24 protein-coding genes are annotated in these 23816 nt (G+C 71.8%); 12 read left to right on the plus strand and 12 right to left on the minus strand.

What is annotated here, in order from left to right:
- Positions 1 to 40 precede the first annotated feature (40 nt).
- Positions 41 to 1840, minus strand: a complete 1800-nt coding sequence (locus AYL44_RS07160) for a glycoside hydrolase family 15 protein (RefSeq protein ID WP_064002604.1) — start codon at positions 1838 to 1840, stop codon at positions 41 to 43.
- Between the two features lie 79 nt (positions 1841 to 1919).
- Between AYL44_RS07160 and AYL44_RS07165 the strand changes: the two genes are divergently transcribed.
- The 6 genes from AYL44_RS07165 (at position 1920) to AYL44_RS07190 (ending at position 7644) form a co-directional block, all read left to right on the plus strand.
- Positions 1920 to 3284 (plus strand): glucose-6-phosphate dehydrogenase, encoded by a 1365-nt coding sequence (locus AYL44_RS07165; protein WP_064002605.1) that lies wholly within the window; start codon positions 1920 to 1922, stop codon positions 3282 to 3284.
- A gap of 43 nt (positions 3285 to 3327) precedes the next feature.
- On the plus strand, positions 3328 to 3900 hold the full coding sequence (locus tag AYL44_RS07170) for a nitroreductase family protein (protein ID WP_064002606.1): 573 nt from the start codon (positions 3328 to 3330) through the stop codon (positions 3898 to 3900).
- A gap of 61 nt (positions 3901 to 3961) precedes the next feature.
- Positions 3962 to 4645: a hypothetical protein gene (locus AYL44_RS14540; protein ID WP_064002607.1), complete on the plus strand. Its 684-nt coding sequence runs from the start codon at positions 3962 to 3964 to the stop codon at positions 4643 to 4645.
- Between the two features lie 77 nt (positions 4646 to 4722).
- The gene (locus tag AYL44_RS07180; RefSeq protein WP_064002608.1) at positions 4723 to 5841 is read left to right on the plus strand and encodes a type III polyketide synthase; all 1119 of its coding nucleotides are present in this window, start codon (positions 4723 to 4725) and stop codon (positions 5839 to 5841) included.
- Positions 5838 to 6530 carry a methyltransferase domain-containing protein gene (locus AYL44_RS07185; RefSeq protein ID WP_064002609.1) on the plus strand — a complete coding sequence of 231 codons (693 nt, stop codon included), beginning with the start codon at positions 5838 to 5840 and terminating at the stop codon, positions 6528 to 6530. Before AYL44_RS07180 ends, AYL44_RS07185 begins: the two co-directional genes overlap by 4 nt.
- Positions 6523 to 7644, plus strand: coding sequence for an FAD-dependent oxidoreductase (locus tag AYL44_RS07190; protein ID WP_064002610.1), 1122 nt, complete (start codon positions 6523 to 6525; stop codon positions 7642 to 7644). The genes AYL44_RS07185 and AYL44_RS07190 overlap by 8 nt, the downstream gene beginning before the upstream one ends.
- A 36-nt stretch (positions 7645 to 7680) precedes the next feature.
- On the opposite strand, the gene AYL44_RS07195 is transcribed toward AYL44_RS07190, so the two are convergent.
- Complete coding sequence (locus AYL44_RS07195; RefSeq protein WP_064002611.1) at positions 7681 to 8511, minus strand: UbiA family prenyltransferase; 831 nt, start codon at positions 8509 to 8511, stop codon at positions 7681 to 7683.
- A gap of 176 nt (positions 8512 to 8687) precedes the next feature.
- Here AYL44_RS07195 and AYL44_RS07200 point away from each other — a divergent pair, with 176 nt between their 5' ends.
- Positions 8688 to 10067: an HNH endonuclease gene (locus AYL44_RS07200; RefSeq protein ID WP_064002895.1), complete on the plus strand. Its 1380-nt coding sequence runs from the start codon at positions 8688 to 8690 to the stop codon at positions 10065 to 10067.
- 249 nt (positions 10068 to 10316) lie between these two features.
- Here the strand turns inward: AYL44_RS07200 and AYL44_RS07205 are convergent, their stop codons facing one another.
- The 3 genes from AYL44_RS07205 to AYL44_RS07215 are packed head-to-tail and all read right to left on the minus strand — an operon-like array spanning position 10317 to position 14099.
- Entirely contained in the window at positions 10317 to 10850 is a 534-nt protein-coding gene (locus AYL44_RS07205) for a GNAT family N-acetyltransferase (protein ID WP_064002612.1), read from the minus strand.
- Positions 10847 to 13060: an AAA family ATPase gene (locus tag AYL44_RS07210; RefSeq protein WP_082886161.1), complete on the minus strand. Its 2214-nt coding sequence runs from the start codon at positions 13058 to 13060 to the stop codon at positions 10847 to 10849. Before AYL44_RS07210 ends, AYL44_RS07205 begins: the two co-directional genes overlap by 4 nt.
- A gap of 52 nt (positions 13061 to 13112) precedes the next feature.
- Positions 13113 to 14099, minus strand: coding sequence for a GlxA family transcriptional regulator (locus tag AYL44_RS07215; protein WP_064002613.1), 987 nt, complete (start codon positions 14097 to 14099; stop codon positions 13113 to 13115).
- Positions 14100 to 14192: 93 nt separating this feature from the next.
- On the opposite strand from AYL44_RS07215, the gene AYL44_RS14840 reads away from it, so the two are divergent.
- From AYL44_RS14840 to AYL44_RS07225, 3 genes are read left to right on the plus strand one after another with little or no spacing between them, the layout of a single operon-like run.
- Entirely contained in the window at positions 14193 to 14324 is a 132-nt protein-coding gene (locus AYL44_RS14840) for a hypothetical protein (RefSeq protein WP_269454689.1), read from the plus strand.
- A gap of 27 nt (positions 14325 to 14351) precedes the next feature.
- On the plus strand, positions 14352 to 14720 hold the full coding sequence (locus tag AYL44_RS07220) for a hypothetical protein (RefSeq protein ID WP_064002614.1): 369 nt from the start codon (positions 14352 to 14354) through the stop codon (positions 14718 to 14720).
- A 20-nt stretch (positions 14721 to 14740) separates the two neighbouring features.
- The gene (locus AYL44_RS07225; protein WP_064002615.1) at positions 14741 to 14947 is read left to right on the plus strand and encodes a hypothetical protein; all 207 of its coding nucleotides are present in this window, start codon (positions 14741 to 14743) and stop codon (positions 14945 to 14947) included.
- Here AYL44_RS07225 and AYL44_RS07230 read toward each other — a convergent pair whose 3' ends face one another.
- Complete coding sequence (locus AYL44_RS07230; RefSeq protein WP_064002616.1) at positions 14948 to 16042, minus strand: glycosyltransferase; 1095 nt, start codon at positions 16040 to 16042, stop codon at positions 14948 to 14950.
- 1 nt (position 16043) lies between these two features.
- Entirely contained in the window at positions 16044 to 17243 is a 1200-nt protein-coding gene (locus AYL44_RS07235) for a glycosyltransferase (protein WP_064002617.1), read from the minus strand.
- A 181-nt stretch (positions 17244 to 17424) separates the two neighbouring features.
- Between AYL44_RS07235 and AYL44_RS07240 the strand changes: the two genes are divergently transcribed.
- Positions 17425 to 18015: a hypothetical protein gene (locus AYL44_RS07240; RefSeq protein ID WP_064002618.1), complete on the plus strand. Its 591-nt coding sequence runs from the start codon at positions 17425 to 17427 to the stop codon at positions 18013 to 18015.
- Positions 18016 to 18058: 43 nt separating this feature from the next.
- On the opposite strand, the gene AYL44_RS07245 is transcribed toward AYL44_RS07240, so the two are convergent.
- The 5 genes from AYL44_RS07245 to dnaK form a co-directional block, all read right to left on the minus strand.
- The gene (locus tag AYL44_RS07245) at positions 18059 to 18985 is read right to left on the minus strand and encodes a hypothetical protein (RefSeq protein ID WP_064002619.1); all 927 of its coding nucleotides are present in this window, start codon (positions 18983 to 18985) and stop codon (positions 18059 to 18061) included.
- Positions 18986 to 19149: 164 nt separating this feature from the next.
- Positions 19150 to 19590, minus strand: a complete 441-nt coding sequence (locus AYL44_RS07250; protein ID WP_064002620.1) for a heat shock protein transcriptional repressor HspR — start codon at positions 19588 to 19590, stop codon at positions 19150 to 19152.
- 10 nt (positions 19591 to 19600) lie between these two features.
- Complete coding sequence (locus tag AYL44_RS07255; RefSeq protein WP_064002621.1) at positions 19601 to 20581, minus strand: DnaJ C-terminal domain-containing protein; 981 nt, start codon at positions 20579 to 20581, stop codon at positions 19601 to 19603.
- Positions 20582 to 20596: 15 nt separating this feature from the next.
- Positions 20597 to 21196 carry a nucleotide exchange factor GrpE gene (locus AYL44_RS07260; protein WP_064002622.1) on the minus strand — a complete coding sequence of 200 codons (600 nt, stop codon included), beginning with the start codon at positions 21194 to 21196 and terminating at the stop codon, positions 20597 to 20599.
- 2 nt (positions 21197 to 21198) lie between these two features.
- Positions 21199 to 23058: a molecular chaperone DnaK gene (dnaK, locus tag AYL44_RS07265; RefSeq protein ID WP_064002623.1), complete on the minus strand. Its 1860-nt coding sequence runs from the start codon at positions 23056 to 23058 to the stop codon at positions 21199 to 21201.
- 181 nt (positions 23059 to 23239) lie between these two features.
- Here dnaK and AYL44_RS07270 point away from each other — a divergent pair, with 181 nt between their 5' ends.
- Positions 23240 to 23791 (plus strand): GNAT family N-acetyltransferase, encoded by a 552-nt coding sequence (locus tag AYL44_RS07270; protein ID WP_064002624.1) that lies wholly within the window; start codon positions 23240 to 23242, stop codon positions 23789 to 23791.
- The last annotated feature ends 25 nt before the right edge of the window (positions 23792 to 23816 follow it).

The raw sequence follows: 23816 nt of genomic DNA on the forward strand, positions 1-23816 counted from the left end.
ACCCCCGGCATCCGCTCACTGCAGGCTCTTGACGGAGCGGCTACGTCCGGTGCGCCGCGCGGCCGACGTGGCCGGCGAGCGCGTCGGCCGCGCCGACGAGGGCGAGATGCGAGAGCGCCTGCGGGGTGTTGCCGATGTGGTGTCCGGTGGCGGGGTCGTACTCCTCCGAGAGCAGCCCCACGTCGTTGGCGACGGCGCAGAGGCGGTCCATGAGGCGCGTCGCGTCGTCGATGCGGCCGGTCGCCGCGTACTGCTCGACGAGCCAGAACGAGCAGGCGAGGAAGGGATGCTCGTCGCCGGGCAGTCCGTCGGTGCCGGCGGCGGTCCGGTACCGCATCACGAAGCCGTCCCGCAGGAGGTCGCGCTCGATGCGGGCGACGGTGGCGAGCATCCGCGGGTCGTCGGCCGCGCAGAACCCGACGAGCGGCAGGAGCAGCAGCGAGGCGTCGACCTCGTCGGTGGTGTCGTGCTGCGTGAAGTGGCCGCCCGCGGCATCCACTCCGGTCTCATCGATCTCGGCGCGCACGCGGTCCCGCAGTCGCTCCCACAGGTCGGCGTCGCCGTCGAGTCCTTGCTCGCGCACCGCGCGGACGCCGCGGTCGAGCGCGGCCCACACCATGGCGCGCGAGTGGGTGAAGTGGTGCAGGTCGCCGCGCATCTCCCAGATGCCGTGGTCGGGACGGTCGACCCACTCCACGACCTGGGCGAGCAGCGCGCGCTGCAGCGACCAGGACGACGGCGTCTCGGCGACGCCCGCCAGCCGCGCCGCCTCGAGGGCGACGAGCACCTCGCCGATCACGTCGCCCTGGTACTGGTCGACCGCGCCGTTGCCGATCCGCACCGGCGCCGAGCCCCGGTACCCCGGCAGGCTCGTCAGCTCGCGCTCGGGCAAGTCGCGCTCACCGCCGAGGCCGTACATGATCTGCACGTCGGCCGGGTCGCCGGCGACCGCCCGCAGCAACCATCCGCGCCAGCGCTCGGCCGCGCCCGTGTAGCCGTGGGCGAGGTAGGCCTCGAGCGTGAGCGCGGCGTCGCGCAGCCATACGAAGCGGTAGTCCCAGTTGCGCGACCCGCCCGGGTCCTCGGGGAGGGACGTCGTCGCGGCCGCGACGATCCCGCCGGTGTCGGGATGCGTGAGAGCGCGCAGCACGAGCATCGAGCGCATCACGTGGTCGGCCCAGCGTCCGTGGCCCTCGATGCGGGACGCCCACTCGGTCCACCACCGGCGGGTCGCGTCGAGCGCGGCGTCGACGTCGCACGCGACCGGATGCGGGTGGTACGACCGGTCCCACGCGAGCACCGAGTCGACCGTCGTCCCCGGCCGGGCCGTGAACGATCCGCGGTGGGTCGTTCCGTCGGGGCGCAGCCGCGGACCACGGACCACGACGGCGTCGGGCCCCGCGATCGCGAGCAGCACGGCCGCCGCGTCGTCGTCGCCGATCTGCCGCACCCACGGCAGCGCCCGCGCGTAGTCGAACCGCAGGCGCAACTCGCTCTCGAAGGCGACCGTCCCCTCGACGCCGACCACCCGCCGTACGACGACGTCCTCGTCGATCGGCAGGAACTCGATGACGTCGGCGACGCCGGTGGACGTCGTCCAGCGCGTGACGAGCACGAACGTGTCGCCGTCGTAGCGCCGCGCGGCGGTGGCCTCGGGATCGGCGGGCCGCAAGCTCCACCGGCCGTGCTCCTCGTCGCCGAGCAGCGCACCGAAGATCGACGCCGCGTCGTAGCGGGGGAGGCAGAGCCAGTCGATGCTGCCGGCATCCGACACCAGGGCCGCCGTCCGACAGTTGCTGAGCAGGGTGTAGGACTCGATCGGGGCAGGCATCGTCGCCATTGTCGCCCTCGCGCACGGTCGGGGCAAGAGACGGCCCCCGACTCCGGTTCGCGCGCACCGCGGGGCTAGGGTGACGCGCATGACGGCCGACACGACCCTGCTCATCCTCGGCGCCTCCGGCGACCTCACCTCGCGCCTGCTCCTGCCCGCGCTCGGGCAGCTGCTCGCGCGCGAGCCCGACCGCAGCGTGCGCCTCGCGGGGGCCGGCGTCGACGAGTGGACCGACGACGCCTGGCGCGACACGGTCCGGAAGGCGTTCGCGACGACCGATGCGGAGTCGGCCTTCGACCGGCTCTCGGACACGACCTACACGCAGGCCGACATCACCGACCCGGGTCAGCTGCAGAAGCTGCTGGATGCCGCCGAGGGTCGCCCCGCGCTCTACTTCGCCGTACCGCCCGCCGTCGCCGCGAAGGCGGGCGAGGCGCTGCGGTCGGTCACGATCCCCGACGGCACGATCCTCGCGCTCGAGAAGCCCTTCGGATCGGATGCCGCCAGCGCCGAACGCCTCAACGCGACCCTCGCCGATCTCGTCCCCGAGAGCCAGGTCTTCCGCGTCGACCACTTCCTCGGCCGCTCGACGGTCCTCAACCTGCTCGGGGTGCGCTTCGCGAACCGGCTCATCGAACCGGCGTGGTCGGCCGACCACATCGCGTCTATCCTCGTGCAGTTCGACGAGCCGCTGGGCCTCGAAGGCCGTGCGGGCTACTACGACAAGGCCGGCGCGCTGACCGACATGATCCAGAGCCACCTGCTGCAGGTGATGGCGTTCGTGACGATGGAGCCCCCGGCATCCCTCGACGAGCGCGACCTCCGCGACGCGACGGGCGCGGCACTCCGCGCGACGGCCGTCTGGGGCGACGACCCCGTCGCCTCGTCGCGACGGGCGCGGTACACGGCGGGCACCGTGGACGGGCGCGAGTTCCCGTCGTACGTCGACGAGCCGGGCGTCGACCCGGCGCGCGGCACCGAGACCCTCGCCGAGATGACCGTCGAGGTGCGCAACGCCCGCTGGCAGGGCGTGCCGATCACGCTGCGCTCGGGCAAGGGCCTGGGGCACGCCGAGGCGAAGGTCGAGGTGCGCTTCCACCCGGTGCGGCACCTGCCGCGCGGCTTCACGGGCGACCCCGGCCCCACCGTCCTCAGCTTCTCGCTGGGGCCCGACTCGATCTCGCTCGGACTGAACGTCAACGGCGAGGCCGACCCGCTCGAGCTCGAGCGCGCGACCCTCGAGGCCCACCTGGGCGAGGGGTCGCTGAAGGCGTACGCCGAGGTCCTCTCGGGCATCCTCGACGGCGACGCCATGCTCTCGGTGCGCGGGGACGCCGCCGTCGACTGCTGGCACATCGTGCAGCCGGTCATCGACGCGTGGCGGGACGGCCGCGTGCCGATGGACGAATACGCCGCAGGCACGGCGGGCCCGGCCGACTGGCCGACGTCCTGACGCATCGACCCCGCACCCAGGGAGGCGGTGATGGAATGGACGGATGCCGAACCGCACCGCCACGACCGACGCCCCCCTCCTCGACGTGCTCAGCGAGCGCTGGAGCACCCGCATCTTCGATGCGTCCGCCCCGATCGACGAGCAGGCCCTGCGGTCCGCCCTCGAGGCGGCGCGCTGGTCGCCGTCGGCGTCGAACACGCAGCCGTGGCGGTTCATCGTCGCGCGGCGGGGGTCGGCATCCCACACCGCCGTCGTCGACAGCCTGATGGGCTTCAACCGCTCGTGGGCGGCCGACGCGGCCGCGCTCGTCGTGTTCGTCGCGACGACCGAGCAGGACGGCAAGGCGCTGCGCTGGGCCACGTACGACGTCGGGCAGGCCGCGGCGCACTTCACCGTGCAGGCGCACGCGAACGACCTCGGGACGCACCAGATGGGCGGCTTCCACGCCGACCGGATCGCCGAATCGTTCGGCCTCACCGACACGCAGCGTGCCCTGACCGTCATGGCCGTCGGACCGGTGGGCGACCTCGACGCGGCATCCGAGGAACTGCAGGCGCGCGAGAACGCCCCGCGGGAGCGGCGTCCGGTCGCCGACTCGCTGCTCGTCGACGACTGATCCGGCGCGGCGAATGCCGATTCGGCCCGCATCCCGTCGATTAGTTGGTTGAGTGATCCCGATGGACGACGACGAGGCCGCCGAGCTCGCCCGACTGCGCGAGCGCGCCTACGGGCGCACCCCCGACATCGCAGGGGATGCCGCCGCCCTGGCGCGCCTGCGGGAGCTCGAGGCCCGCGCCGCGCGGCGGGATGTGCCCGCGGGCGATGACGCCGCGGCTCCGGAAGAGGTCGCGCCCGTCGCGCCCGCCGAGCCCGCCGCGGAGGCGCCGCCGCGGGAGCGACCCCGCCGGCGTGCGCCGCGCTGGCTCGTCGCGGCCGGCGCCGTCGTCGCCGCGGCCGTGCTCGTGACGGCGACGGTCGCGATCACACGGGCGGTCCCCGAAGACACACCGCGCTACCCCGGCGCGGAACGCGTCGCGACCCTCGCCGTCATCGACGGCGGCAGCGCGCCCGAGGACTCGTCGGCCGGGCGGCGGTACAGCGACTTCCGCGGCTACTCGGTGTTCGCGTTCACGGCCAGCAACGTCGACCGTCCCGACGTCGAGTGCCTCAGTGTCGTGAGCCCCGCCGAGGCCGCCGACGACAGCCTGTCGGTGTGCGGCTCGGCGCCGTTCCCGGTCGCGGTGACGGCGGTCGTCAGCGAGCAGAGTCCCGACGCGGCCCGCGCCGCGTACCCGCTCGGCACCGCCCTCAACTTCACCCTCACGGGGGCGGGCGTGGAGGTGTGGGTCGGCAGCAGGTGAGCCTTCGCCGGTTCACACACGACCGGGTCATGGTCAACCCGCAGCCTCGACCGATCGCGCGCCGGTTACGGTGAGGCATGACCACCCGCATCCTGTCCATCGGCACCGCCGTGCCCGAGGCCCGTCTCCGACAGGAGCAGGTGCGGGATCTGTTCGCGGGGCAGCCGGGTGCCGACCGGCTCACGCGGCGGCTCATCGGCGCCGCGTTCGACGCCTCGGCGATCGAGACCCGGCACACCGTGCTCGACGACCTGGCCGCCGCGGCCGCGGCCTCCGCACCCGCCGGTGACGAGCGGATGCCGACGGTCACCGACACCGGTTCGTTGCTCGCCCCCTCCACCGGCGCCCGCAACGACGCCTACATCCGGCTCGCTCCCCCGCTGTTCGCCGAGGCGGCGCGGAAGGCTCTCGCCGCGGCATCCGTCACAGCGTCCGAGGTCACCCACGTCGTCACGGTCTCGTGCACGGGCATGTTCGCGCCCGGTCCCGACTACCGCCTCGTGCGCGACCTCGAGCTGCCGACCACGGTCGCCCGCGCGCACCTCGGGTTCATGGGATGCGCGGCGGCGGTGCCGGCGCTGCGAACGGCGGCGCAGACGTGCACGGCCGACCCCGACGCCGTCGTCCTCGTCGTCTGCGCCGAACTGTGCTCGTTGCACGTGCGGACGCCGGCCGACCACGACGAGATCGTCGCGGCGTCCGTGTTCGCCGACGGGGCGGCCGCGGCCGTCGTGAGCGCCGACCCGTCGCGCGCGACCGGGGCGTCGTTCGAGCTCGACCGCTTCGCGACGGTGCTCACCGACGAGGGCGAGAAGGACATGGCCTGGACGATCGGCGACACCGGCTTCGAGATGGTGCTGTCGGCCGAGGTGCCGCGCATCATCGGGCGCGAGATCCGCGGCGCGGTCGAGACGTTCCTCGGCGACGACGGCGTCGACACGTGGGCGGTGCATCCCGGCGGGCGCAGCGTGCTCGACCGGGTCGAAGCGGGGCTCGAGCTGCCCGCCGACGCCCTGGCCGTGTCGCGCGACGTGCTGCGCGACTACGGCAACATGTCGAGCGCGACGATCCTCTTCATCCTCGGCGCGCTCCTGGCCTCGGGGCTCGCCGACGGCGAGCGCGTGGCGACGCTCGCCTTCGGGCCCGGGCTCACCCTCGAGGCCGCGCGGCTGACGTTCCGGACGGGGGCCGCGTGAACCTCGCCGTGCGGGACACCGCCCTTCGCGAGCTGATGGACGATCCGGACTGCGATCCGGTGATGCTGGCCGAGACGCTGCGGCGGTTCGACCTCGTGAATCGCGCGATCGGCGGGTGGGGCCGGGTCTGGCGGCGCGGCATCCGTCCCCGGCTGCTGCGGCTGGGTCGTCCGGCGCGGGTGCTCGACGTGGGCAGCGGCGGCGGCGACGTGCTCGCGCGCCTCGCGGCCTGGGCCGAGCGCGACGGGCTCGACGTGCAGTGGCTCGGGATCGACCCCGACCCGCGGGCCCTCGAGGTGGCGCGGCAGCGCGGGAGCGCGCGGGTGTCGTTCGCCGCGACGGATGCCGCGGGTCTCCGCGCGAGCGGAGAGCGGTTCGACCTGGTGCTGTCGAACCACGTGCTGCACCATCTGAGCGAGGCGGAGCTCGCCGGCTTCGCCGCCGACACGCGCGCGCTCGCGACGGGGACGGTGCTGCACGCCGACATCGAGCGCGGCGCACTGGCGTATGCGCTTTACGGCATAGGCATCACGGCGCTGGAGCGGGGGACGTTCCTGCGGACCGACGGACTGCGCTCGATCCGGCGGAGCTATCGCGCGGACGAGCTCGCCGCGGCGCTCGGGGCGCCGTGGCGCGTCGCGTCGCCGGCGCCGTTCCGGCTGCTCGCGGTGGCGGACGGCGATGGCTGAGGTCCTCGTCGTCGGGGCGGGTCCCGTCGGCACGCTGCTGGCGGCCGAGCTGACGCGGTTCGGCGTCGAGGTCGCGATCGTCGAGCGGCGCGAGGCGGCGGGCGGCGGTTCGCGCGCCATCGGGGTGCACGCTCCTGTCCTCGCGGCGCTGGAGGCCGGCGGGGCGACCGAGCGCCTGTTGAGCAGCGCCGTGCGGGTGCGCCGAGGCGAGGCGCGCAGCGACGGACGCGCGATCGGGGTGGTCGACTTCGGGAGCCTGGATGTGCGGCATCCGTACGTCGCGACCCTGCCCCAGGCCGAGACCGAACGCGCGCTGCGGGGCGACGGACCCGAGCCGGAGCGGGGCGCGACGGTGATGCGAGTCGTGCCCGACGGCGCGCGGGTGCGGGTCGAGACCGACCGCGGAGACCGGGCCGAGCCGATCGTGGTGATCGCGGGCGGGGTCGGTTCGCGCGACCTCGTCTACCGTCCAGGAGCGCTGCGGCGGACTGCATACGCCGATCGGTATCTGATGACGGATGCCGCCGTGCCGCCCCGCGCCGACGCCGAGACCGCCGTGGTGCATCTGGCGCCTGGCGGCGTGCTCGAGTCGTTCCCGCTGCCCGGCGGGCGGCGTCGCTTCGTCGCGTGGGACGCCGGCGGGAGCGCCGCGTCGCGGGCGGACCGGCTGCGCCGGGCGATGCGCGAGCGGGGCGAGGCGGAGGCTGCCGAGGCGGTGGCCGAGGCGACGGAGTTCGGCGTGCGGCGGGTGCTCGCGCCCGCGATGCGTCGCGACCGCGTGTTCGTGATCGGCGACGCGGCGCACGAGGTCAGTCCGATCGGCGGCCAGGGTATGAACCTGGGACTGCTGGATGCCGCGACCCTCGCTCCCGTGCTCGCGGCGTGGATCCGGTCGGGGGCAGCCCCCGAGGCCGACCTCGCGGAGTGGGAGCGTGACCGCGTGCGCTCCGCGCGGGTCGCCGGCCGCCTCGCCGCGGTCAACATGGCGCTCGGCCGACCCGTCTCGGGCGCGGTGCACGCGCTGCGCTCGCGGGTGCTGGGTTCGGTGCTCGCCGCGACCGGCGCGCTCGTCCCGCACGCCTACGCGATGGGCCTCGACCGCGCGAGCCGCTGAGGCGCCGGGCCGCAGCGCGGTTCCGGGGACGCGGGGTCAGGACAGGCTCGAGCCCACCACGAGTTGCACGGCGAGGACCAGCGCGGCGGCCATCACGAGCCGGAATCCTGTGCGGTCCGGGCCGCGGCGCCGCATCCGGAGCAGCACCGCACCCGCGATGATCGCGACGACGACGGCGAACGGGAGCATCGCGGCCGCCGGTGCGCCCTCGGCGAGGCTGCCCACGAGCACCGCGGCCGCGGCGAGGACGATGCCGGCGACGGCGAGGACGACGGATGCCGCGGCTCCGAGCCGATGCGGCAGTCCGCGCACCCCGGTGCGGCGGTCGTCGTCCAGGTCGGGGAGGACGTTCGTCAGATGCACGGCGGCCCCGAGTACCGCTCCCGCGAAGGTCGCCCAGAGCGCGGCGGGCTGCGGCTCGGGTGCCGAGAGGGTGGCGAGCGACGGGAAGAGGCCGAAGCTCACGAGGAACGGCGCGAGCGACGCAGGTGTCGCCTTGAGCCCGGCGTTGTAGCTCCACGCCGAGACGAGCGCGACGACGTGGGCGAGCAGCATCCCCCAGCCGAGGACGGCGGAGAGCACGATCGCGACACCCAGCGAGGCGAACGCCGCGATCCACGCGGTGCGCACGCGGGTGTCGCCGCGGACGAGCGGCTTGTCGGAGCGGCCAACTGTGGCGTCGCGGAACAGGTCGATCGCGTCGTTCGACAGGCCGACCGACACCTGTCCCGCGAACACCGCGACGACGAGGATGACGAGGCGCCACGGCTCGAGCCCGGCGGCCAGGCCGAGGGCCAGCGAGAGCGCGGTCACCACGAGCGACGGCCCGGGGTGGGTGGCGCCCCACAGGGCCCGCGCGGTTCGCATGCTCGATCCTTTCACGCCGGGTCTGTGCGGCGGACCTCCGGCAGTGGAGCGCGATTCCCCGTGCCTTGGAGATCGCGTCGGGAATGAGAGAACTCTCATCCCCGGGGTGTGCACAACGTGTGTTCTGGGCCGATTTCACCGGGGTGGATGTCGGTGGTCAGTGGCAGAGTGCAGGTATGACGGATGCGGCGGAAACCCCCGGTGGCGAGGACTATCTCGCTGCCCTGGCAGGGGTCGTTGCGGACGTCGGGGATCTCGAGCGTCGGATGGCCGGCGTGCAGATCGAGCAACTGCGTGTCCTCGCTGCGGCGGGGCGGTTGGCCGAAGCGCAGACCGCGCAACGCAACGCGCGTGTGCAGGTCCACGACATGGCGTTGCGGTCGATCGCGGCGGAGGTCGGCGGTGTGATGCGGGTGACTGACCGGACCGTCCAACGGCGGATCGGTGAAGCGCGGACTCTGGTCGAAGGGTTCCCAGCGACTGTTGAGGCGTGGGAGCAGGGGCGGATTGTCCGGGGCCATGCGATCGCGATCGTCGAGACCGGGACGACCCTGCCGGCGGAGATGTGGGCGGAGTTCGAACGGGTCGCGATCTCACGGTGCGAGCGTGATACTCCGAACCGGGTGCGCGGCGAGTTGGAGATCCTCGCCCATCGGATGCATCCTCGTTCTTTCGCGGAGCGGCATGAGGAAGCTGCCGCTGGGCGGTGCGTGCGGATCGTGCCCGGACGAGACGGGATGAGCGACGTGATCGCAACCGTCTCGACGGTGGTTGCCGAAGGGATTCACGATCGGCTCACGCAGCAGGCCAGGGCGATCATCGACACCCGCGACGAACGCGCCGCTGCGCGCGGCGGTGCTGGTGTCGCGTTCGGGGAAGCCGCCACGACGGGCAAGACGGACGGCGGCACTGACGGCGATCGCGACGATGCCGTCACCGTGATCGCGACAGATCAGCGCTCCACCGNNCCGGCCCTGGACGACACCCGTGACACCACCGCCGGGCCGCTGGGTGCGATCCGCGCGCGTGTGCAGGTGCTCGTCCCCGCAGCGACCCTCACCGGAGAAGACGACGGGCCCTGCGACCTCACCGGGCGGTCCCCCATCGACCCCGCGACGGCGCGGACGCCCGCCGGCGGCACCCATATCTGGGAGCGGGTGTTCCACGACCCCACCACCGGGGTCACCGTCGCGACCGACTCGTACCGCGTCCCGGCCGCGATGCGACGGTTCCTGCAAGCCCGCGACCAGCACTGCCGGTTCCCCGGATGCCGCGTCGCTGCCATCCGCTGCGAAGTCGACCACACCCACGACCACGCCCTCGGCGGCAGAACCGAACTCACCAACCTCGCCCATCTCTGCCAACGGCACCATTCGATGAAGCAGTTCACCGCCTGGAGGGTCCGACAACTGAAGGTTGGAGTCCTCGAATGGACCTCACCCCTCGGCAGGACCTATCGCGAAGACGCACCCACCCCGGCCGTCGCGTTCACCCCTGCCGTATCACCGCCACCGTCACCGCCGACGACCGCACCAGCGGAACCCGCACCCTTCTAGAGGGAGAGGGGGCCCCGCGCGCACCGCGGCCAGGGCGCCCTGCGCATACCGCGGCGCACGCACCCCCAGAAGGGTCGGACGCACGCCTGGCCGCTCGCCCCCGCCTGCGTCGAGCGCAGATGACGCACCGCGCACAGGTTGCGCATCGGAGCGCCCTCGCCCGTCAGCCGCCGCCCTGAACCCTCAGCCCGCCGCGCCTTCAGCCCGCCACCGCCCTCAGCCGACCGCCGCCACAGCCCGCGACCCGTCTCAGCCCTCGAGGATCCGCTGGAACAGCAAATGATCCTGCCAGCGCCCCGCGATCTTCAGGTACCCCGGCGCGACGCCGATCTCGGTGAACCCGCACCGCCGCAGCACCGCCTGCGACGCCGCATTGTGCAGCAGCGTGCCGGCCTGCACCCGATGCAGGCCCCACTCCTCCGCCGCGGCTCGCACCACGGCATCCACCGCCGCGGTCATGACGCCACGACCCGCGTACTCGCCGTCGATCCAGTACCCGAGGTTGGCGCTCTGGAACGCGCCGCGGACGATGCCCGACAGGTTCACCCGACCGACGACGCGCTCCCCCGCCACCAGCACGAACGGCGCGGCGACCCCGGCATCGCGGTCTCGCAGCACCGCCTCGAGCTCGGCCCGCTGGCCCGCCTCGGTGAAGAACGACTCCGCCCGTACCGGCTCCCACGGCGCGAGGCGCTCGCGGTTCCGGCGGTACGCGTCGGCGAGGGCCGCGGCATCCGTCACCGCCGGCTCCCGCAGCGTCACGCCGGCACCGAGCGAGGTCATCCGTCGAGCAGCTCCGCCTCGATCACATCGTCCTCGCCCGGTTCGGCCGGCGCCGGACCGCTGCTCGTGAGCACGAGCTGCGACCCGTCGACCGCGACGTCCACGCGCACCACGTCACCGTCGTGCACACCGCCCGACAGCAGCGCCATCGCGAGCCGGTCCTGGATCTCCGACTGGATCAATCGCCGCAGCGGCCGCGCACCGAACAGCGGGTCGTACCCGCGTTCGGCGAGCCACGCGCGTGCATCCGGCGTCACGGCGAGAGTCAGCCGGCGATCGCGCAGCCGCCGCTGCAGCGCGTCCACCGCCAGCTCCACGATCTGCGCGAGATCGGACTCGCTCAGCGGCGAGAACATCACGACGTCGTCGAGTCGGTTCAGGAACTCGGGACGGAACACCTGCCGCACCATCGTCATCACCTGCTCGCGCTTCGTCTCGTCCGTCAGCGTCGGATCGATGAGCACCGGCGACCCGATGTTGCTCGTCAGCACGAGGATCGTGTTGGTGAAGTCCACCGTGCGGCCCTGCCCGTCGGTCAACCGACCGTCGTCGAGCACCTGCAGCAGCACGTCGAACACCTCGGGGTGCGCCTTTTCGACCTCGTCGAGCAGCACCACCGAGTAGGGCCGGCGCCGCACCGCCTCGGTCAGCTGACCGCCCTGCTCGTACCCGACGTACCCGGGAGGGGCACCGACGAGCCGCGCGACGGCGTGCTTCTCGCCGTACTCGCTCATGTCGATGCGGACCATCGCGCGCTCGTCGTCGAACAGGAACTCCGCGAGCGCCTTCGCGAGCTCGGTCTTGCCGACACCCGTCGGCCCCAGGAACAGGAACGACCCGGTCGGCCGGTTCGGGTCGCTGATCCCGGCGCGGGAGCGACGCACGGCATCCGACACCGTCTTCACGGCCGCCTTCTGCCCGATCAGCCGCTTGCCGAGCTCGGACTCCAGGTGCACCAGTCGAGCGCTCTCGCTCTGCAGCAGTTTTCCGACCGGGATGCCGGTCCACGCCGCGATGACCTCCGCGATGTCCTCTTCGGTCACCCGGTCGCCCACCATCCGCTCGGCTCCGTCACCGACGGCACCCTCAGCCAACTCCGCCTCGGTGAGCTTGCGCTCGAGCGCGGGGATCTCGGCGTAGAGCAGCCGCGACGCCCGCTCGAGATCGCCCTCCCGCTGTGCGCGCTCGGCCTCGACACGGAGCGCGTCCAGCCGCGTCTTGTAATCGCCGACGGCGTTCAGCGACGCGCGCTCGCGCTCCCACCGCGCCTGCAGGTCGTCGAGCTCCTGCTGCACCTTCACGAGCTGGTCGCGGAGCGCCGCGAGGCGCTCCTTCGAGGCGTCGTCCTTCTCCTTCTTCAGCGCGAGCTCCTCGAGCTTCAGCCGGTCGGCGTGCCGGCGCAGCTCGTCGATCTCCAGCGGCGCCGAGTCGATCTCCATGCGCAGCCGCGACGCGGCCTCGTCGATGAGGTCGATCGCCTTGTCGGGCAGCTGCCGCGCCGGGATGTACCGGTTCGACAGCGCCGCGGCGGCCACCAGCGCACCGTCCGAGATCGCGACCTTGTGGTGCGCCTCGTACCGCTCCTTGAGCCCGCGGAGGATCGCGATCGTGTCCTCGACGCTCGGCTCGCCGACGTAGACCTGCTGGAAGCGGCGCTCCAGCGCGGCATCCTTCTCGATGAACTCGCGGTACTCGTCGAGCGTCGTCGCCCCGATCAGCCGCAGCTCTCCGCGGGCGAGCATGGGCTTGAGCATGTTGGATGCCGCGACCGACCCCTCGCCGCCGCCGGCACCCATCAGCGTGTGCAGCTCGTCGATGAAGGTGATGACCCGTCCCTCGGACTCGGTGATCTCCTTCAGGACGCTCTTCAGCCGCTCCTCGAACTGGCCGCGGTACATCGCGCCGGCGACCAGTGCGGAGATGTCGAGCGCGATGAGCTCCTTGCCCTTCAGCGACTCGGCGACGTCGCCCGCGACGATGCGCTGCGCAAGCCCTTCGACGACGGCGGTCTTGCCGACGCCGGGCTCGCCGATGAGCACGGGGTTGTTCTTCGTGCGGCGCGTGAGCACCTGGCTGACCCGTCGGATCTCGCCGTCGCGACCGATGACGGGGTCGAGCTTGCCCTGCCGGGCGCGATCGGTGAGGTTGATGCCGAACTGCTCGAGGGCGCTGCCCTGATCGCCCTGCCCGGGGGCGGCTTGTGCGTTCATCATCTGCTCCTGAAGGGTCGGTCCAAACTTGAGCCTGAGTGACTCAAGTTTATCACGACGCCATCTCGCCGGCACCGACGAGATCGTCCGCGCAGGCGAACCGCGCGCGGTACGCCGTCGGCGTCGTGCCGAGCACCCGCGAGAAGTTCTGCCGCAGCACCGCCGCCGAGCCGAACCCGCACTCGTAGGCGATCGCGTCCAGCCCCAGGTCGGTCTGCTCGAGCAGCCGCTGCGCGTGCAGGATCCGCTGCCGCCCCAGCCACGCCGCCGGAGTCGTGCCGTAGTCGGCCTTGAAGCGGCGCGCGAACGTCCGCGGCGACATGTGCGCTTTGGCTGCCAGCTGGTCGACCGACAGGTCCCGGCGCAGGTTCTCCAGCATCCAGTCCGTCACGGGCGTGAGCGACAGCGACGTCGACACCGGCAGGGGTGTCGCGATGAACTGCGCCTGCCCGCCGTCGCGCTGCGGCGGCACGACCATCCGCCGCGCGATCGTGTTCGCCGCCTCGGCGCCGAGCTCGATCCGCAGCAGGTGCAGGCACGCGTCGAGCCCGGCCGCCGTCCCCGCGCTCGTGATGATGCGGTCCGACTGCACGTAGAGGACGTTCGGGTCGACCTCGATGTCGGGGTACATGCTGGCCATCGTCTCGGCGTACCGCCAGTGCGTCGTGGCGCGCCGCCCCGACAGGACGCCGGCGGCCGCGACCGCGAACGACCCGCTGCACACCGTCAGCACCCACGCCCCGCGGTCGACCGCGCGCCGGATGACGTCGAGCACGCGCTCGTCGACGTTCCCCCAGGCCTCGCGCGGGATCGGGGTGACGACGACGACGTCCGCCTCGTCGGCGAAGGCCAGGTCGTCGCCGACGTTGATCGAGAACGCCAGGTTGCTCGGCACGGCGCCGGGATCGGGCGTCACGATCCGGAAGTCGAAGTTCGGGATGCCGTCGTCGCTGCGGTCGAGCCCGAAGGCCTCGCACGCGAGTCCGAACTCGAACGGGGCGAACCCGGACTGGACGATGCAGGCGACGGTGCGGATCATGGGCGACCTCCGGTCACGCGTTGGCAGGATTCCTGCGGGTAGTGGCCTCACGGCCACTCGTGGCAGGATGCCGCTAAGCATAGCGTTCCTGCCATGACCGCCGCACTCCTCCTCATCCTGTTGTCCCTCGTCGTCGCCGCCGCCGTCATCGGCTCGATCCGCCTCGTCGTCACCGACGGCTACCGCCGGCAGCCGACCTGCCCGCGCGCTCCCCGCCTCCCCTAGACTCGGGGCCTCGCGAGAGGAACCCCCATGAGCACCGCCGTCCCCCCGCCGTACCCGCCGTCCTACGGCGCGCGACCGCCCGCCCGCGGTCGCGGCCTAGCCGTCGCCGCCGTGATCGTCGGCGCTGTGCCGATCCTGCTCGGCGGACTGTGGCCCGCGATCTCGATCTCGCTCTTCACCTCGTCGAACTACACCCTCGCCGGCGTCGTCAACGCCGCCTTCGCGCTGTTCACCTGCCTCATCTCGGCCGTCGCGATCGTCCTCGGCATCATCGCTGCGCGACGGGATGCCGCGGATTGCCTCCTGGGCGGCATCGCGATCGGCCTGGGGGCGGCGCAGCTCGTCGGCACCGTGCTGAGCTTCGCGTCGTCCAGCATCGCGTCCGCCCTGTACTGACCCGCTGCTACGTTCGGGGCATGGAGATCGGATTCGCCGCCGCTGTCGCCGCCGTCATCGCCACGAGCCTATTCGTGGCGGCGCGTCGCTCACGACGCGACCGCGCTGTCGTCGACGCCGAGGGACCGGGCGCGGCCGCGCGGCGTCAGGCCGAGTCCGAGGCCCGCCTCGCGAAGGGCACCGCGGTCTACGTCGACGGCCGCCACAACGCCGGTGGCCCCGTGTGATCAGCGCCTGACGAGGTCCCGCGCCGCCGACAGCAGGATCTCCGCCGACCGCTTCCAGTCGAACGCGCGGATGTGGGCGGTCCCCGCGGCGACGAGCTGCTCGCGCACGCCGGGCTCGTCGAGCGAGCGCACGGCGCGCACCACGGCTTCGGGGTCGAGCGGGTCGACGTACAGCGCGCCGTCGCCGGCGACCTCGCGGAAGATCTCCATGTCGGTCACGACGGCGGGCACCCCGAGCTCCAGCGCCTCGGCCACCGGCAGCCCGTACCCCTCGTCGAGGCTCGTCGTGACGAGGGCGGCGTCGTCGGCGAGGAGCGCCGCGTAGGCGGCATCCGTCACCCCGTCGTGGAACACGACCGAGGCTCCGCCGGCGAGGGCGGTCAGTTCGGCGCGACGTTCCGAGGTGATGCGCGAGAGCAGGTGCAGCGTGTGCTCGGGCAGCTGCCGCATCGCCGTCACGAGCGTCTCGACGTTCTTGTACGGCATGAACGACCCCATGTAGACGAGGTTCCGCACCGGACCCGCGCCCACGGTCGTCCCCTCGGGCAGGAGCGCGGCGAGACGCTGCGGGGCGTTCGGGATCACGACGACCGGCCGCTTCGTCAGCCGCACGCGGGCGAACTGGCGCGCGCTCGTCTCGCTCACCGTTGCGACGAGGTCGGCCGCGTCGAGCGTCCAGCGCTGCGGCCAGTACGACAGGTGGAACAGCCGCCAACCCAGCCGCACGTACCAGGGCAGCGCCCGCGGGGGCGTGCGGTGCCGGTAGTAGATCGTGTCGTGGAGCGTCAGGATCAGGCGGAACCGCCGTCCCGCGGACCCGATCGTCTGCATCGGCGAGAACAGCACGTCCGGTCGATGGCGGTTCAGCAGCAGCGCGGCGAACGGTTCCTTGGCCGACGTCGGCGAGTGGATCGTGAGGGTGATCGCACCCTTCGGCAGGAACGCCCGCTGCCGCTCGTCGTGGATGAGGAAGGTGACCTCGGTGCGATGGGCGGATGCGGCATCCGCCACCGCCTGCGCGAGCTCGGCCGAGTAGCGACTGATGCCGTCGTGGAAGTCCGTGCGGATGTAGCGCGCGTCGAAGAACAGACGCATGTCAGGCGTCGAGGGGTTCGCCGCGGTACAGCTTCTCGAACGTGTCGAGGGTGCGCTCGATGTCGTGGATGGCGACACCGTCGAGCGACGCCTGCTGCATGCGCGCGTACTCGGCCTGGTCTGCGGTGAGGACGGTGCGGATCTTCTCGGCGAGCTCGTCGACGTTGCCGGGCTCGAAGAGGTAGCCGTTCTCGCCGTCGTGGACGAGGTGCGGCAGCGCGACGGCGTTCGCGGCGATGACGGGCAGGCCCGAGGCCATGGCTTCCATCGTGGCGATGGACTGCAGCTCGGCGACCGAGGCGATGACGAAGACGTCCGCCCGCGTGTAGGCGGCCCGCAGCTCCTCCTCCGAGACCCGGCCGCGGAACGTGACCCGGTCCTCCAGCCCGAGGCGCTGGGTGACCTGTCCGAGGTTCTTGCGCTGGTCGCCGCCCCCGACGATCTCGAACTCGATGTCGAGGTCGGGCAGCTTCGCGATCGCCTCGAGAGTGACCTCGACGTGCTTCTCGGTCGTGAGGCGTCCGACGAACAGGACGCGCTGGCGCTTCTCACGCGGCGCGAGGTCCGGTGTGTAGTTGCTCTGGCGGATGCCGCAGCTGATCGGGATGACACCCTGGATGTCGATCGTGCTCTCGAGGAACTCCGCGGCCTTGCGCGTGGGGGTCGTGACCGCGCGCGACATCTTGAAGGTGCGCTCCGCGTCGGCCCACGCGATCTTGAGGAAGATGTCGTAGAGGAACTTCGGCAGCAGCGTGAAGTCGAGGATGTTGTCGGCCATGATGTGGTTCGTCGCCACGACCGGGATGCCGCGCTGGCTCGCGATGCGTGTCAGCGCACGACCGATGACGATGTGCGACTGGCTGTGCACGACGTCGACGTCCACCGTGTCGAGGATCTGCCGCGCGTAGTGCTTGCCCATCCACGGCAGCACGAAACGCAGCCAGTCGTGGGGCCGGTACCGCCAGCCGGGCAGGCGGTGGACGGTGAGCTTCTGCCCCTCGATCTCCTCGGTGAACACGCCGTGGTTGCGGTGCCCGACGCTCGGCGTCGCGACGTGCACGTGGTGGCCGCGCTCGGCGAGCCCGGCGGCGAGGCGTTCGGTGAAGCGTGCGCCGCCGTTCACGTCGGGCGCGAACGTGTCGGCCGCGATCACGATGGTGAGGGGTCCGCGTTCAGAAGCGGGATGGTCCGGGGGCGTCATGGTCACGGGGTACGGGCCAATCTGTGCGTCGGTGGCGGGAGTGGCGGGTCCCACCGGTGGGGCGCAGGGATGCGGGGGCGCCGGGCCTCGATTCTAGCCGGGGGCCGGGGACTCCTCCGCTGGGAGCCCGGCGCGCCCCGCGTTCAGAAGCGCTCGATGAGCCTCACCTACGCTTGTCGGCATGACGCGAATCTCTGCCCAGGCGGACCCCGCGCGATGGGTCCCGATCACGGGATCCTTCGGGTTCCGTGGACGACGCGCCCGCAAGAAGGCGATCGGGATGCTGCTCGCCCAGGCGAACGCCGCGTTCGGCCGCGAGCAGCCCGGTAGCAAGGTGGCGGCGTGGGCGATGAGCCAGGCGATCCCCGCCCTCATGCGCCGCGCCGACGGGCGGCTGCTCGCGTGGGTGTGGAGGGACGATCCCGAGCTGCTCGTCGCGATGGCCCAGGTGCAGGAGCTCACGCCCCAGCTGCGCACGATGCGGGCGAGCATGCCGATCGAGTACGACGACACCGTCACGTTCACCGGCTCGCCCCTGGGTGTCGGCGAGAAGCTCGAGATGCCGCTGCCGCCGAACCCGCGTCAGACCCCGTTCGCGTCGTACACGTGGGACACCGGCACCCACCTGGTCACGCTCACCGCGGTCATCTCCGACCGGGAGCGGTTCGGCACCGTCATCCCCGCCGTCGACGCCCTCGCCCGCTCGCTGCGACTGGTCGACGACCTGACCGTCGGCGAGGCCCCCGGCACCCTCCGCATCGACCCCGCCTGACCCCCCGGCATCCCGCGCCCCGTCGCTGAGACGTCGCAGATGGTCACTTTCGCCGGCGCGCAGCGACCATCTGCGACGCCTCGGGGCACCATCCCCGCTCGAGGAGGGCGGCGCGGGTGCGCTCGAGTGCCCACCGGCGGGCGGCGCCGCGATGCGAGCGGTTCACCCGGATGACCCGCCACCCCGCCGCGGCGAGGTCGTCCAACCGATCCACGTCGCGCGCGTACTGACGGTCGTCGAGGCGATGCTGCTGCCCGTCGTATTCGAGCAGCACCTTCGTCGGCGAGTGGACCAGATCGCCGTAGGCGAGGAACCGACCGCGCGCATCCCGGATCTCGGCGTTCACCTCGAACGGCGGAAGCCCGGCCTCCCGCGCGTCCAGTCGAAGGAGCGTCTCCGCGACGGAATCGGTGCACGGCTCCGCGAGCTCGAGCGCACGTCGCAATCGACGCACGCCGCGCGACCCGTTCCGCTCGGCGACCGCGGCCTCCAGCGCATCGACGGTGAGCACAGGGTGGTGGCGACGGAGCAGCGCATCCGCCGCGACGACGAGCTCACGGTCGCTGAGAAGGGATGCCGCCTGGCACCACGCGACCGCGGGCTCGACCACCGGCATCCCGTCCATCAGCCGGAGGCGGGCCGCCTGGGAACGGTGCCCGCGCACTCCCGCCCCGCGAGCCCGAACGATCGGCGGGAGCGCGGTCACATCGAGGGCGGACCCGAGTGGATCGGGAGCCCACCCTCCCGCGAGGACGAGCGCCGTCGCGTGCGAGAAGTGCTCCCCGGCCCGCAGCTTGGGCAGATAGCCGAGGGCGAGCGCCCTGACGTCGTGAGCCTCTTCACGGGAACGGACACCGTAGAACGGCGCTGCAAGGGACGGATGCCGCAACCGACGGCGCGTGACGCCGGCGTCGAGAGCGTGCGCGACGAGGAAGCGGTCGGGGAGACCCGGGGGAAGGACACTCGGCATCCGCCAACGATCCCGCCGCGATCACCGTCCCCACCCACCCTTCACCCTCTTGTGGACATCCGCCCGCCCGTCGGACCCCCTGAAGAAGCCTCGAGACGTCGCAGATGGTCGCTTCAGACGCCGTCGGGCGACCATCTGCGACCCCTCGGCGACCGCCGAAAGCGTCAGTCGTCGGAGGGGGACGGATGCGGGCGCCACAGCACGACGTCGGTCGCGCGGCGCACGCGGGTTCCCTGGCGGAGCGTGACGACCGAGCCGGTCGCGCCGGCGGCGAACACGCGGGCACCGCGGCGGGCGGCGACCTCGTCGCGCAGGCGCGCCTGCAGTCCCGAGACCTCGCGGCGCAGCATCCGCACCTCGTTCTCGAGTTCGATGATGCGCGAGATCGCCGGCAGGCTCACGCCGTCGGCCGACATCTGGGCCACCTCGCGCAGCTGCGCGACGTGCCGCAGGGAGTACCGGCGCGACCCGCCACGGGTGCGCGCCGGTACCACGAGTCCCAGCCGGTCGTACTGGCGGAGGGTCTGCGGGTGCATGCCGGCGAGCTCGGCCGCGACCGCGATCGCCAGGATCGGGGCCTCTTCGTCGACCTGCTCGTTCGCCATGCCTCTCACCTCACTCGCGCGCCTTGGCCATCAGATCGGCGCGGGGGTTCTCCTTGGGTTCCAGCTCGTGGAAGCGTTCCAGCGCCTCGCGCGCCGGTCCGTCAAGGTGCGTCGGGACTGCGACCTGCACCTCGGCGAGCAGGTCGCCGGTGCCCTTCGCGGTCTGCACGCCCCGCCCCTTGACGCGCAGCACGCGCCCCGACGGGGTGCCGGGGGCCACGCGCAGCTTGACGACGTCGCCGCCGAGCGTGGGCACCTCGATCGTGGCGCCGAGGGCCGCTTCGGTGAACGTCACGGGGACGTGGATGCGGAGGTTCAGCCCTTCGCGCGTGAAGACGGGATGCGGGCGCACGCCCACCGTCAGCACGATGTCGCCCGCCTCGCCGCCGTCCGGAGAGGGACGGCCGCGCCCGCGCAGCTTGATCTTCTGCCCGTCCGAGACCCCCGCGGGGATCTTGACCTTGATCGGCCTGCCGTCCTCGCCCTGCAGGGTGATCGTGTCGCCCTTCACGGCCGTGGTGAAGTCGAGGGTCGTGCGGGCGGTGACGTCGGCGCCGCGCTGGGGACCGCCGAAGCCGCGGAACCCGCCGCTCGGCTGCCCGAAGCGGCCCGAGCCGAAGCGGCCCCCGCCCTGCTGCCCGAACATCGCGAACAGGTCGTCGAAGTCGGCCTGCTGGCCGCCTCCTCCGGTCGAGAACCTGCTGAACACGTCCTCGAACCCGCCGCCGCTCGCGCCGGGTTGGAAGCGCGCTCCCGAACCCATGGCGCGCAGCTGGTCGTACTCGGCGCGCTGCTCCTTGTCGCTGAGCACCGAGTACGCCTCGCTGATCTCCTTGAACTTCGCCTCGGCCGCGGCATCCCCCGCGTTCGAGTCGGGGTGGTAGGTGCGCGCCAGCTTGCGGTACGTCTTCTTCAACTCGGCATCCGAGACGTCCTTCGACACACCGAGGACCTTGTAGAAGTCCTTGTCGAACCAGTCCTGACTGGCCATTGCCCCTCCCTTCCCTTACTCGACCGGGACGGCGACGACGACCTTGGCAGGACGCAGCTCGAGGTCGCCCAGGCGGTAGCCCACCTCGACCACTTCGAGGATCGTCGCCTCGGTCGTGCCCGGGGTCGGCGCCTGGAAGATCGCCTCGTGCTGCTGCGGGTCGAACGCCTCGCCGGCTTCGCCGTACCGCTCGACACCCAGTCGGGCGACGACCGTGCGGATCTTGTCGGCGATCGCGGCGAGGGGAGTCCCCTCCTCGAGGTCGCCGTGCTTCTCGGCGCGGTCGAGGTCGTCGAGGACCGGCAGCATCCCCTTCGCGACCGAACCCTTGGCGCGCGCGATCTCCACCTCGCGCTGCTCCTCGGTGCGGCGGCGGTAGTTGGCGTACTCGGCCTGGACGCGCTTGAGGTCGAGGACGAGGTCGTGCTCCTCGGCGGGAGCATCGGCGACCGCGGCCTCGTCGGACTGGGCGGCGCCGAGGATGTCGTCGACCGTCAGCTCCTCGGGCTGCGTGTCGGGACCGTCGGCGGCGCCCTCCGGGGCCGCCTGGTCGGCAGCCCCGGAGTCCACGACCTCGTCGCCGTCGTCCGGCTTGTCGAAGTCCTTGTCCGCCATGCTTACTTCTTCTCGTCCTCGTCGTCGACGACCTCGGCGTCGACGACATCCTCATCGGATGCCGCCTGCTCACCGGCCGGCGCGTCGGTCGGGGCCTGTGCGGCCTCGGCCTGGCTAGCGGCGTAGATCGCCTCGCCGATCTTCGTCTGCGACGAGTTCAGCTTGTCGTAGGCGTCCTTGACGGTGTCGTCGTTGTCGCCCGCGAGCGCCGTCTTGAGCGCGTCGACGTCGGCCTGGACCTCGGTCTTGACGTCCTCGGGCAGCTTGTCGGCGTTCTCGTTCAGGAGCTTCTCGATCGAGTACGAGAGGGTCTCGGCCTGGTTGCGGACCTCGGCGGCCTCACGGCGCTTCTTGTCCTCGGCCGCGTGCTCCTCGGCCTCGCGCACCATGCGCTCGATGTCGTCCTTCGGCAGCGACGAGCCGCCGGTGATCGTCATCGACTGCTCCTTGCCCGTGCCCTTGTCCTTGGCGGACACGTGCACGATGCCGTTCGCGTCGATGTCGAAGGTGACCTCGATCTGCGGGATGCCGCGGGGCGCCGGTGCGATGCCGGTGAGCTCGAACGTGCCGAGCGGCTTGTTGTCGCGGGTGAAGTCGCGCTCGCCCTGGAAGACCTGGATGGCGACCGACGGCTGGTTGTCGTCGGCGGTCGTGAAGGTCTCGCTGCGCTTGGTCGGGATGGCCGTGTTGCGCTCGATGAGCTTGGTCATGATGCCGCCCTTGGTCTCGATGCCGAGGCTCAGGGGTGTGACGTCGATGAGCAGCACGTCCTTGCGCTCACCCTTGAGGACGCCGGCCTGCAGGGCGGCGCCGACGGCGACGACCTCGTCCGGGTTGACGCCCTTGTTGGGCTCCTTGCCGGCTTCCTTCTTGACGAGCTCGCTCACGGCGGGCATACGCGTCGACCCACCGACGAGCACGACGTGGTCGATGTCGGCGACCTTGATGCCGGCTTCGCGGATGACGTCCTCGAAGGGCTTCTTGGTGCGGTCGAGCAGGTCCTTCGTGAGGTCCTCGAACTTCGCGCGGCTCAGGGTCTCGGACAGCGACACGGGGCCCGAGTCGGTCAGCGAGAGGTAGGGCAGGTTGATCGAGGTCGACTGCGAGCTGGAGAGCTCCTTCTTCGCCTGCTCCGCGGCCTCCTTGAGACGCTGCAGGGCGATCTTGTCGCTCGAGACGTCGACGCCGCTGGTGTCCTTGAACTGCTTGATCAGGTAGTCGACGATGCGCTGGTCCCAGTCGTCACCACCGAGGCGGTTGTCACCGGCGGTGGCGCGCACCTGGATGGTCGAGAAGTCGTCGTCCTTGCCCACCTCGAGGAGGGAGACGTCGAAGGTTCCACCACCGAGGTCGAAGACGAGGATGAGCTCGTCCTCCTTGCCCTTGTCGAGACCGTAGGCGAGCGCGGCGGCGGTGGGCTCGTTGATGATGCGGAGCACGTTGAGGCCCGCGATCTCACCGGCCTCCTTGGTGGCCTGACGCTCGGCGTCGTTGAAGTAGGCGGGGACGGTGATGACGGCATCCGTCACCGTGTCACCCAGGTACTGCTCGGCGTCGCGCTTGAGCTTCTGCAGGATGCGGGCCGAGATCTCCTGCGGCGTGTAGTTCTTGCCGTCGATCGCCTGCGTCTTCCAGTCGGTGCCCATGTGGCGCTTGACGGAGGTCAGGGTGCGGTCGACGTTCGTGACGGCCTGGCGCTTGGCGGTCTCACCGACGAGCACCTCGCCATCCTTCGTGAATGCGACGACCGAGGGGGTCGTGCGCAGGCCCTCGGCGTTGGCGATGACCTTCGGCTCGCCACCCTCGAGGACGCTGACGACCGAGTTGGTCGTTCCGAGGTCGATTCCCACTGCACGTGCCATGTGATGTCTCCTTCGTGTGGCGTTTGCGTAGATCTGAAGTCTTTCCGCGGCTCCGGCCACAACCTGAGCCGCGATGACTCAAGGCTACTCCGGCGCCGTCGACGTGTCAAAGCAACTTGAGTCCACTCATATCAAGTTTGCAGACTCGGTCGCCCCTCCCTTGCCGTCGTAGCGTGGACGGATGCCGATCCGCTTCACCCCCCTCGACCCGACCGGTGCCGACCGCGACGCGCTCATCGCGTTCATGAGCTCGCAGTCATTCCCGTTCCACGTGCGGACGCATCCCACCGCGACGCAGATCTCGCAGGCGATCGACGACGGCGCGTACGCGGACGAGGATCACGCGTCCTTCTGGATCGACTCCGACGAGCACGGTCGCCTGGGTTTCTTCCGCCTCGAGGACCTCAGCGACGACGCTCCCCTGTTCGATCTGCGCCTCGACACCGCCCACCGCGGTCGCGGGCTCGCCGCCGAAGTCCTCCACGCCGCGACCGACCACGTGTTCACCACCATGCCCGAGGTCAACAGGTTCGAAGGGCAGACGCGGGAGGACAACGTGGCGATGCGCCGCGTGTTCGTCCGCTGCGGCTGGGTGCAGGAGGCTTACTACCGCGAGGGTTGGCCCGTCGACGACGGGCGACTGCTGGCATCCGTCGCGTACAGCATCCTTCGGCGCGATTGGCGCGACGGCACCGTCACGCCGGTGGTCTGGGATGCCCCCCTCGGCGGGTGAGTCCACGTCACCGGGAAGTACCGAA

Source organism: Microbacterium oleivorans (assembly GCF_001644225.1).
Classification (GTDB): domain Bacteria; phylum Actinomycetota; class Actinomycetes; order Actinomycetales; family Microbacteriaceae; genus Microbacterium; species Microbacterium gawkjiense.

What these genes read in the sequence shown, in the direction of transcription:
- AYL44_RS07240 (WP_064002618.1), top strand. Translation starts at nt 17,425, where the DNA reads ATGACGCGAATCTCTGCCCAGGCGGACCCCGCGCGATGGGTCCCGATC.
- AYL44_RS07235 (WP_064002617.1), bottom strand. Translation starts at nt 17,243, where the DNA reads ATGACGCCCCCGGACCATCCCGCTTCTGAACGCGGACCCCTCACCATC.
- AYL44_RS07270 (WP_064002624.1), top strand. Translation starts at nt 23,240, where the DNA reads ATGCCGATCCGCTTCACCCCCCTCGACCCGACCGGTGCCGACCGCGAC.
- AYL44_RS07205 (WP_064002612.1), bottom strand. Translation starts at nt 10,850, where the DNA reads ATGACCTCGCTCGGTGCCGGCGTGACGCTGCGGGAGCCGGCGGTGACG.
- AYL44_RS07165 (WP_064002605.1), top strand. Translation starts at nt 1,920, where the DNA reads ATGACGGCCGACACGACCCTGCTCATCCTCGGCGCCTCCGGCGACCTC.
- AYL44_RS07190 (WP_064002610.1), top strand. Translation starts at nt 6,523, where the DNA reads ATGGCTGAGGTCCTCGTCGTCGGGGCGGGTCCCGTCGGCACGCTGCTG.
- AYL44_RS07230 (WP_064002616.1), bottom strand. Translation starts at nt 16,042, where the DNA reads ATGCGTCTGTTCTTCGACGCGCGCTACATCCGCACGGACTTCCACGAC.
- dnaK (WP_064002623.1), bottom strand. Translation starts at nt 23,058, where the DNA reads ATGGCACGTGCAGTGGGAATCGACCTCGGAACGACCAACTCGGTCGTC.
- AYL44_RS14840 (WP_269454689.1), top strand. Translation starts at nt 14,193, where the DNA reads ATGACCGCCGCACTCCTCCTCATCCTGTTGTCCCTCGTCGTCGCCGCC.
- AYL44_RS07170 (WP_064002606.1), top strand. Translation starts at nt 3,328, where the DNA reads ATGCCGAACCGCACCGCCACGACCGACGCCCCCCTCCTCGACGTGCTC.
- AYL44_RS07250 (WP_064002620.1), bottom strand. Translation starts at nt 19,590, where the DNA reads ATGGCGAACGAGCAGGTCGACGAAGAGGCCCCGATCCTGGCGATCGCG.
- AYL44_RS07160 (WP_064002604.1), bottom strand. Translation starts at nt 1,840, where the DNA reads ATGGCGACGATGCCTGCCCCGATCGAGTCCTACACCCTGCTCAGCAAC.
- AYL44_RS07245 (WP_064002619.1), bottom strand. Translation starts at nt 18,985, where the DNA reads ATGCCGAGTGTCCTTCCCCCGGGTCTCCCCGACCGCTTCCTCGTCGCG.
- AYL44_RS07255 (WP_064002621.1), bottom strand. Translation starts at nt 20,581, where the DNA reads ATGGCCAGTCAGGACTGGTTCGACAAGGACTTCTACAAGGTCCTCGGT.
- AYL44_RS07260 (WP_064002622.1), bottom strand. Translation starts at nt 21,196, where the DNA reads ATGGCGGACAAGGACTTCGACAAGCCGGACGACGGCGACGAGGTCGTG.
- AYL44_RS07225 (WP_064002615.1), top strand. Translation starts at nt 14,741, where the DNA reads ATGGAGATCGGATTCGCCGCCGCTGTCGCCGCCGTCATCGCCACGAGC.
- AYL44_RS14540 (WP_064002607.1), top strand. Translation starts at nt 3,962, where the DNA reads ATGGACGACGACGAGGCCGCCGAGCTCGCCCGACTGCGCGAGCGCGCC.
- AYL44_RS07220 (WP_064002614.1), top strand. Translation starts at nt 14,352, where the DNA reads ATGAGCACCGCCGTCCCCCCGCCGTACCCGCCGTCCTACGGCGCGCGA.
- AYL44_RS07210 (WP_082886161.1), bottom strand. Translation starts at nt 13,060, where the DNA reads ATGAACGCACAAGCCGCCCCCGGGCAGGGCGATCAGGGCAGCGCCCTC.
- AYL44_RS07195 (WP_064002611.1), bottom strand. Translation starts at nt 8,511, where the DNA reads ATGCGAACCGCGCGGGCCCTGTGGGGCGCCACCCACCCCGGGCCGTCG.
- AYL44_RS07215 (WP_064002613.1), bottom strand. Translation starts at nt 14,099, where the DNA reads ATGATCCGCACCGTCGCCTGCATCGTCCAGTCCGGGTTCGCCCCGTTC.
- AYL44_RS07180 (WP_064002608.1), top strand. Translation starts at nt 4,723, where the DNA reads ATGACCACCCGCATCCTGTCCATCGGCACCGCCGTGCCCGAGGCCCGT.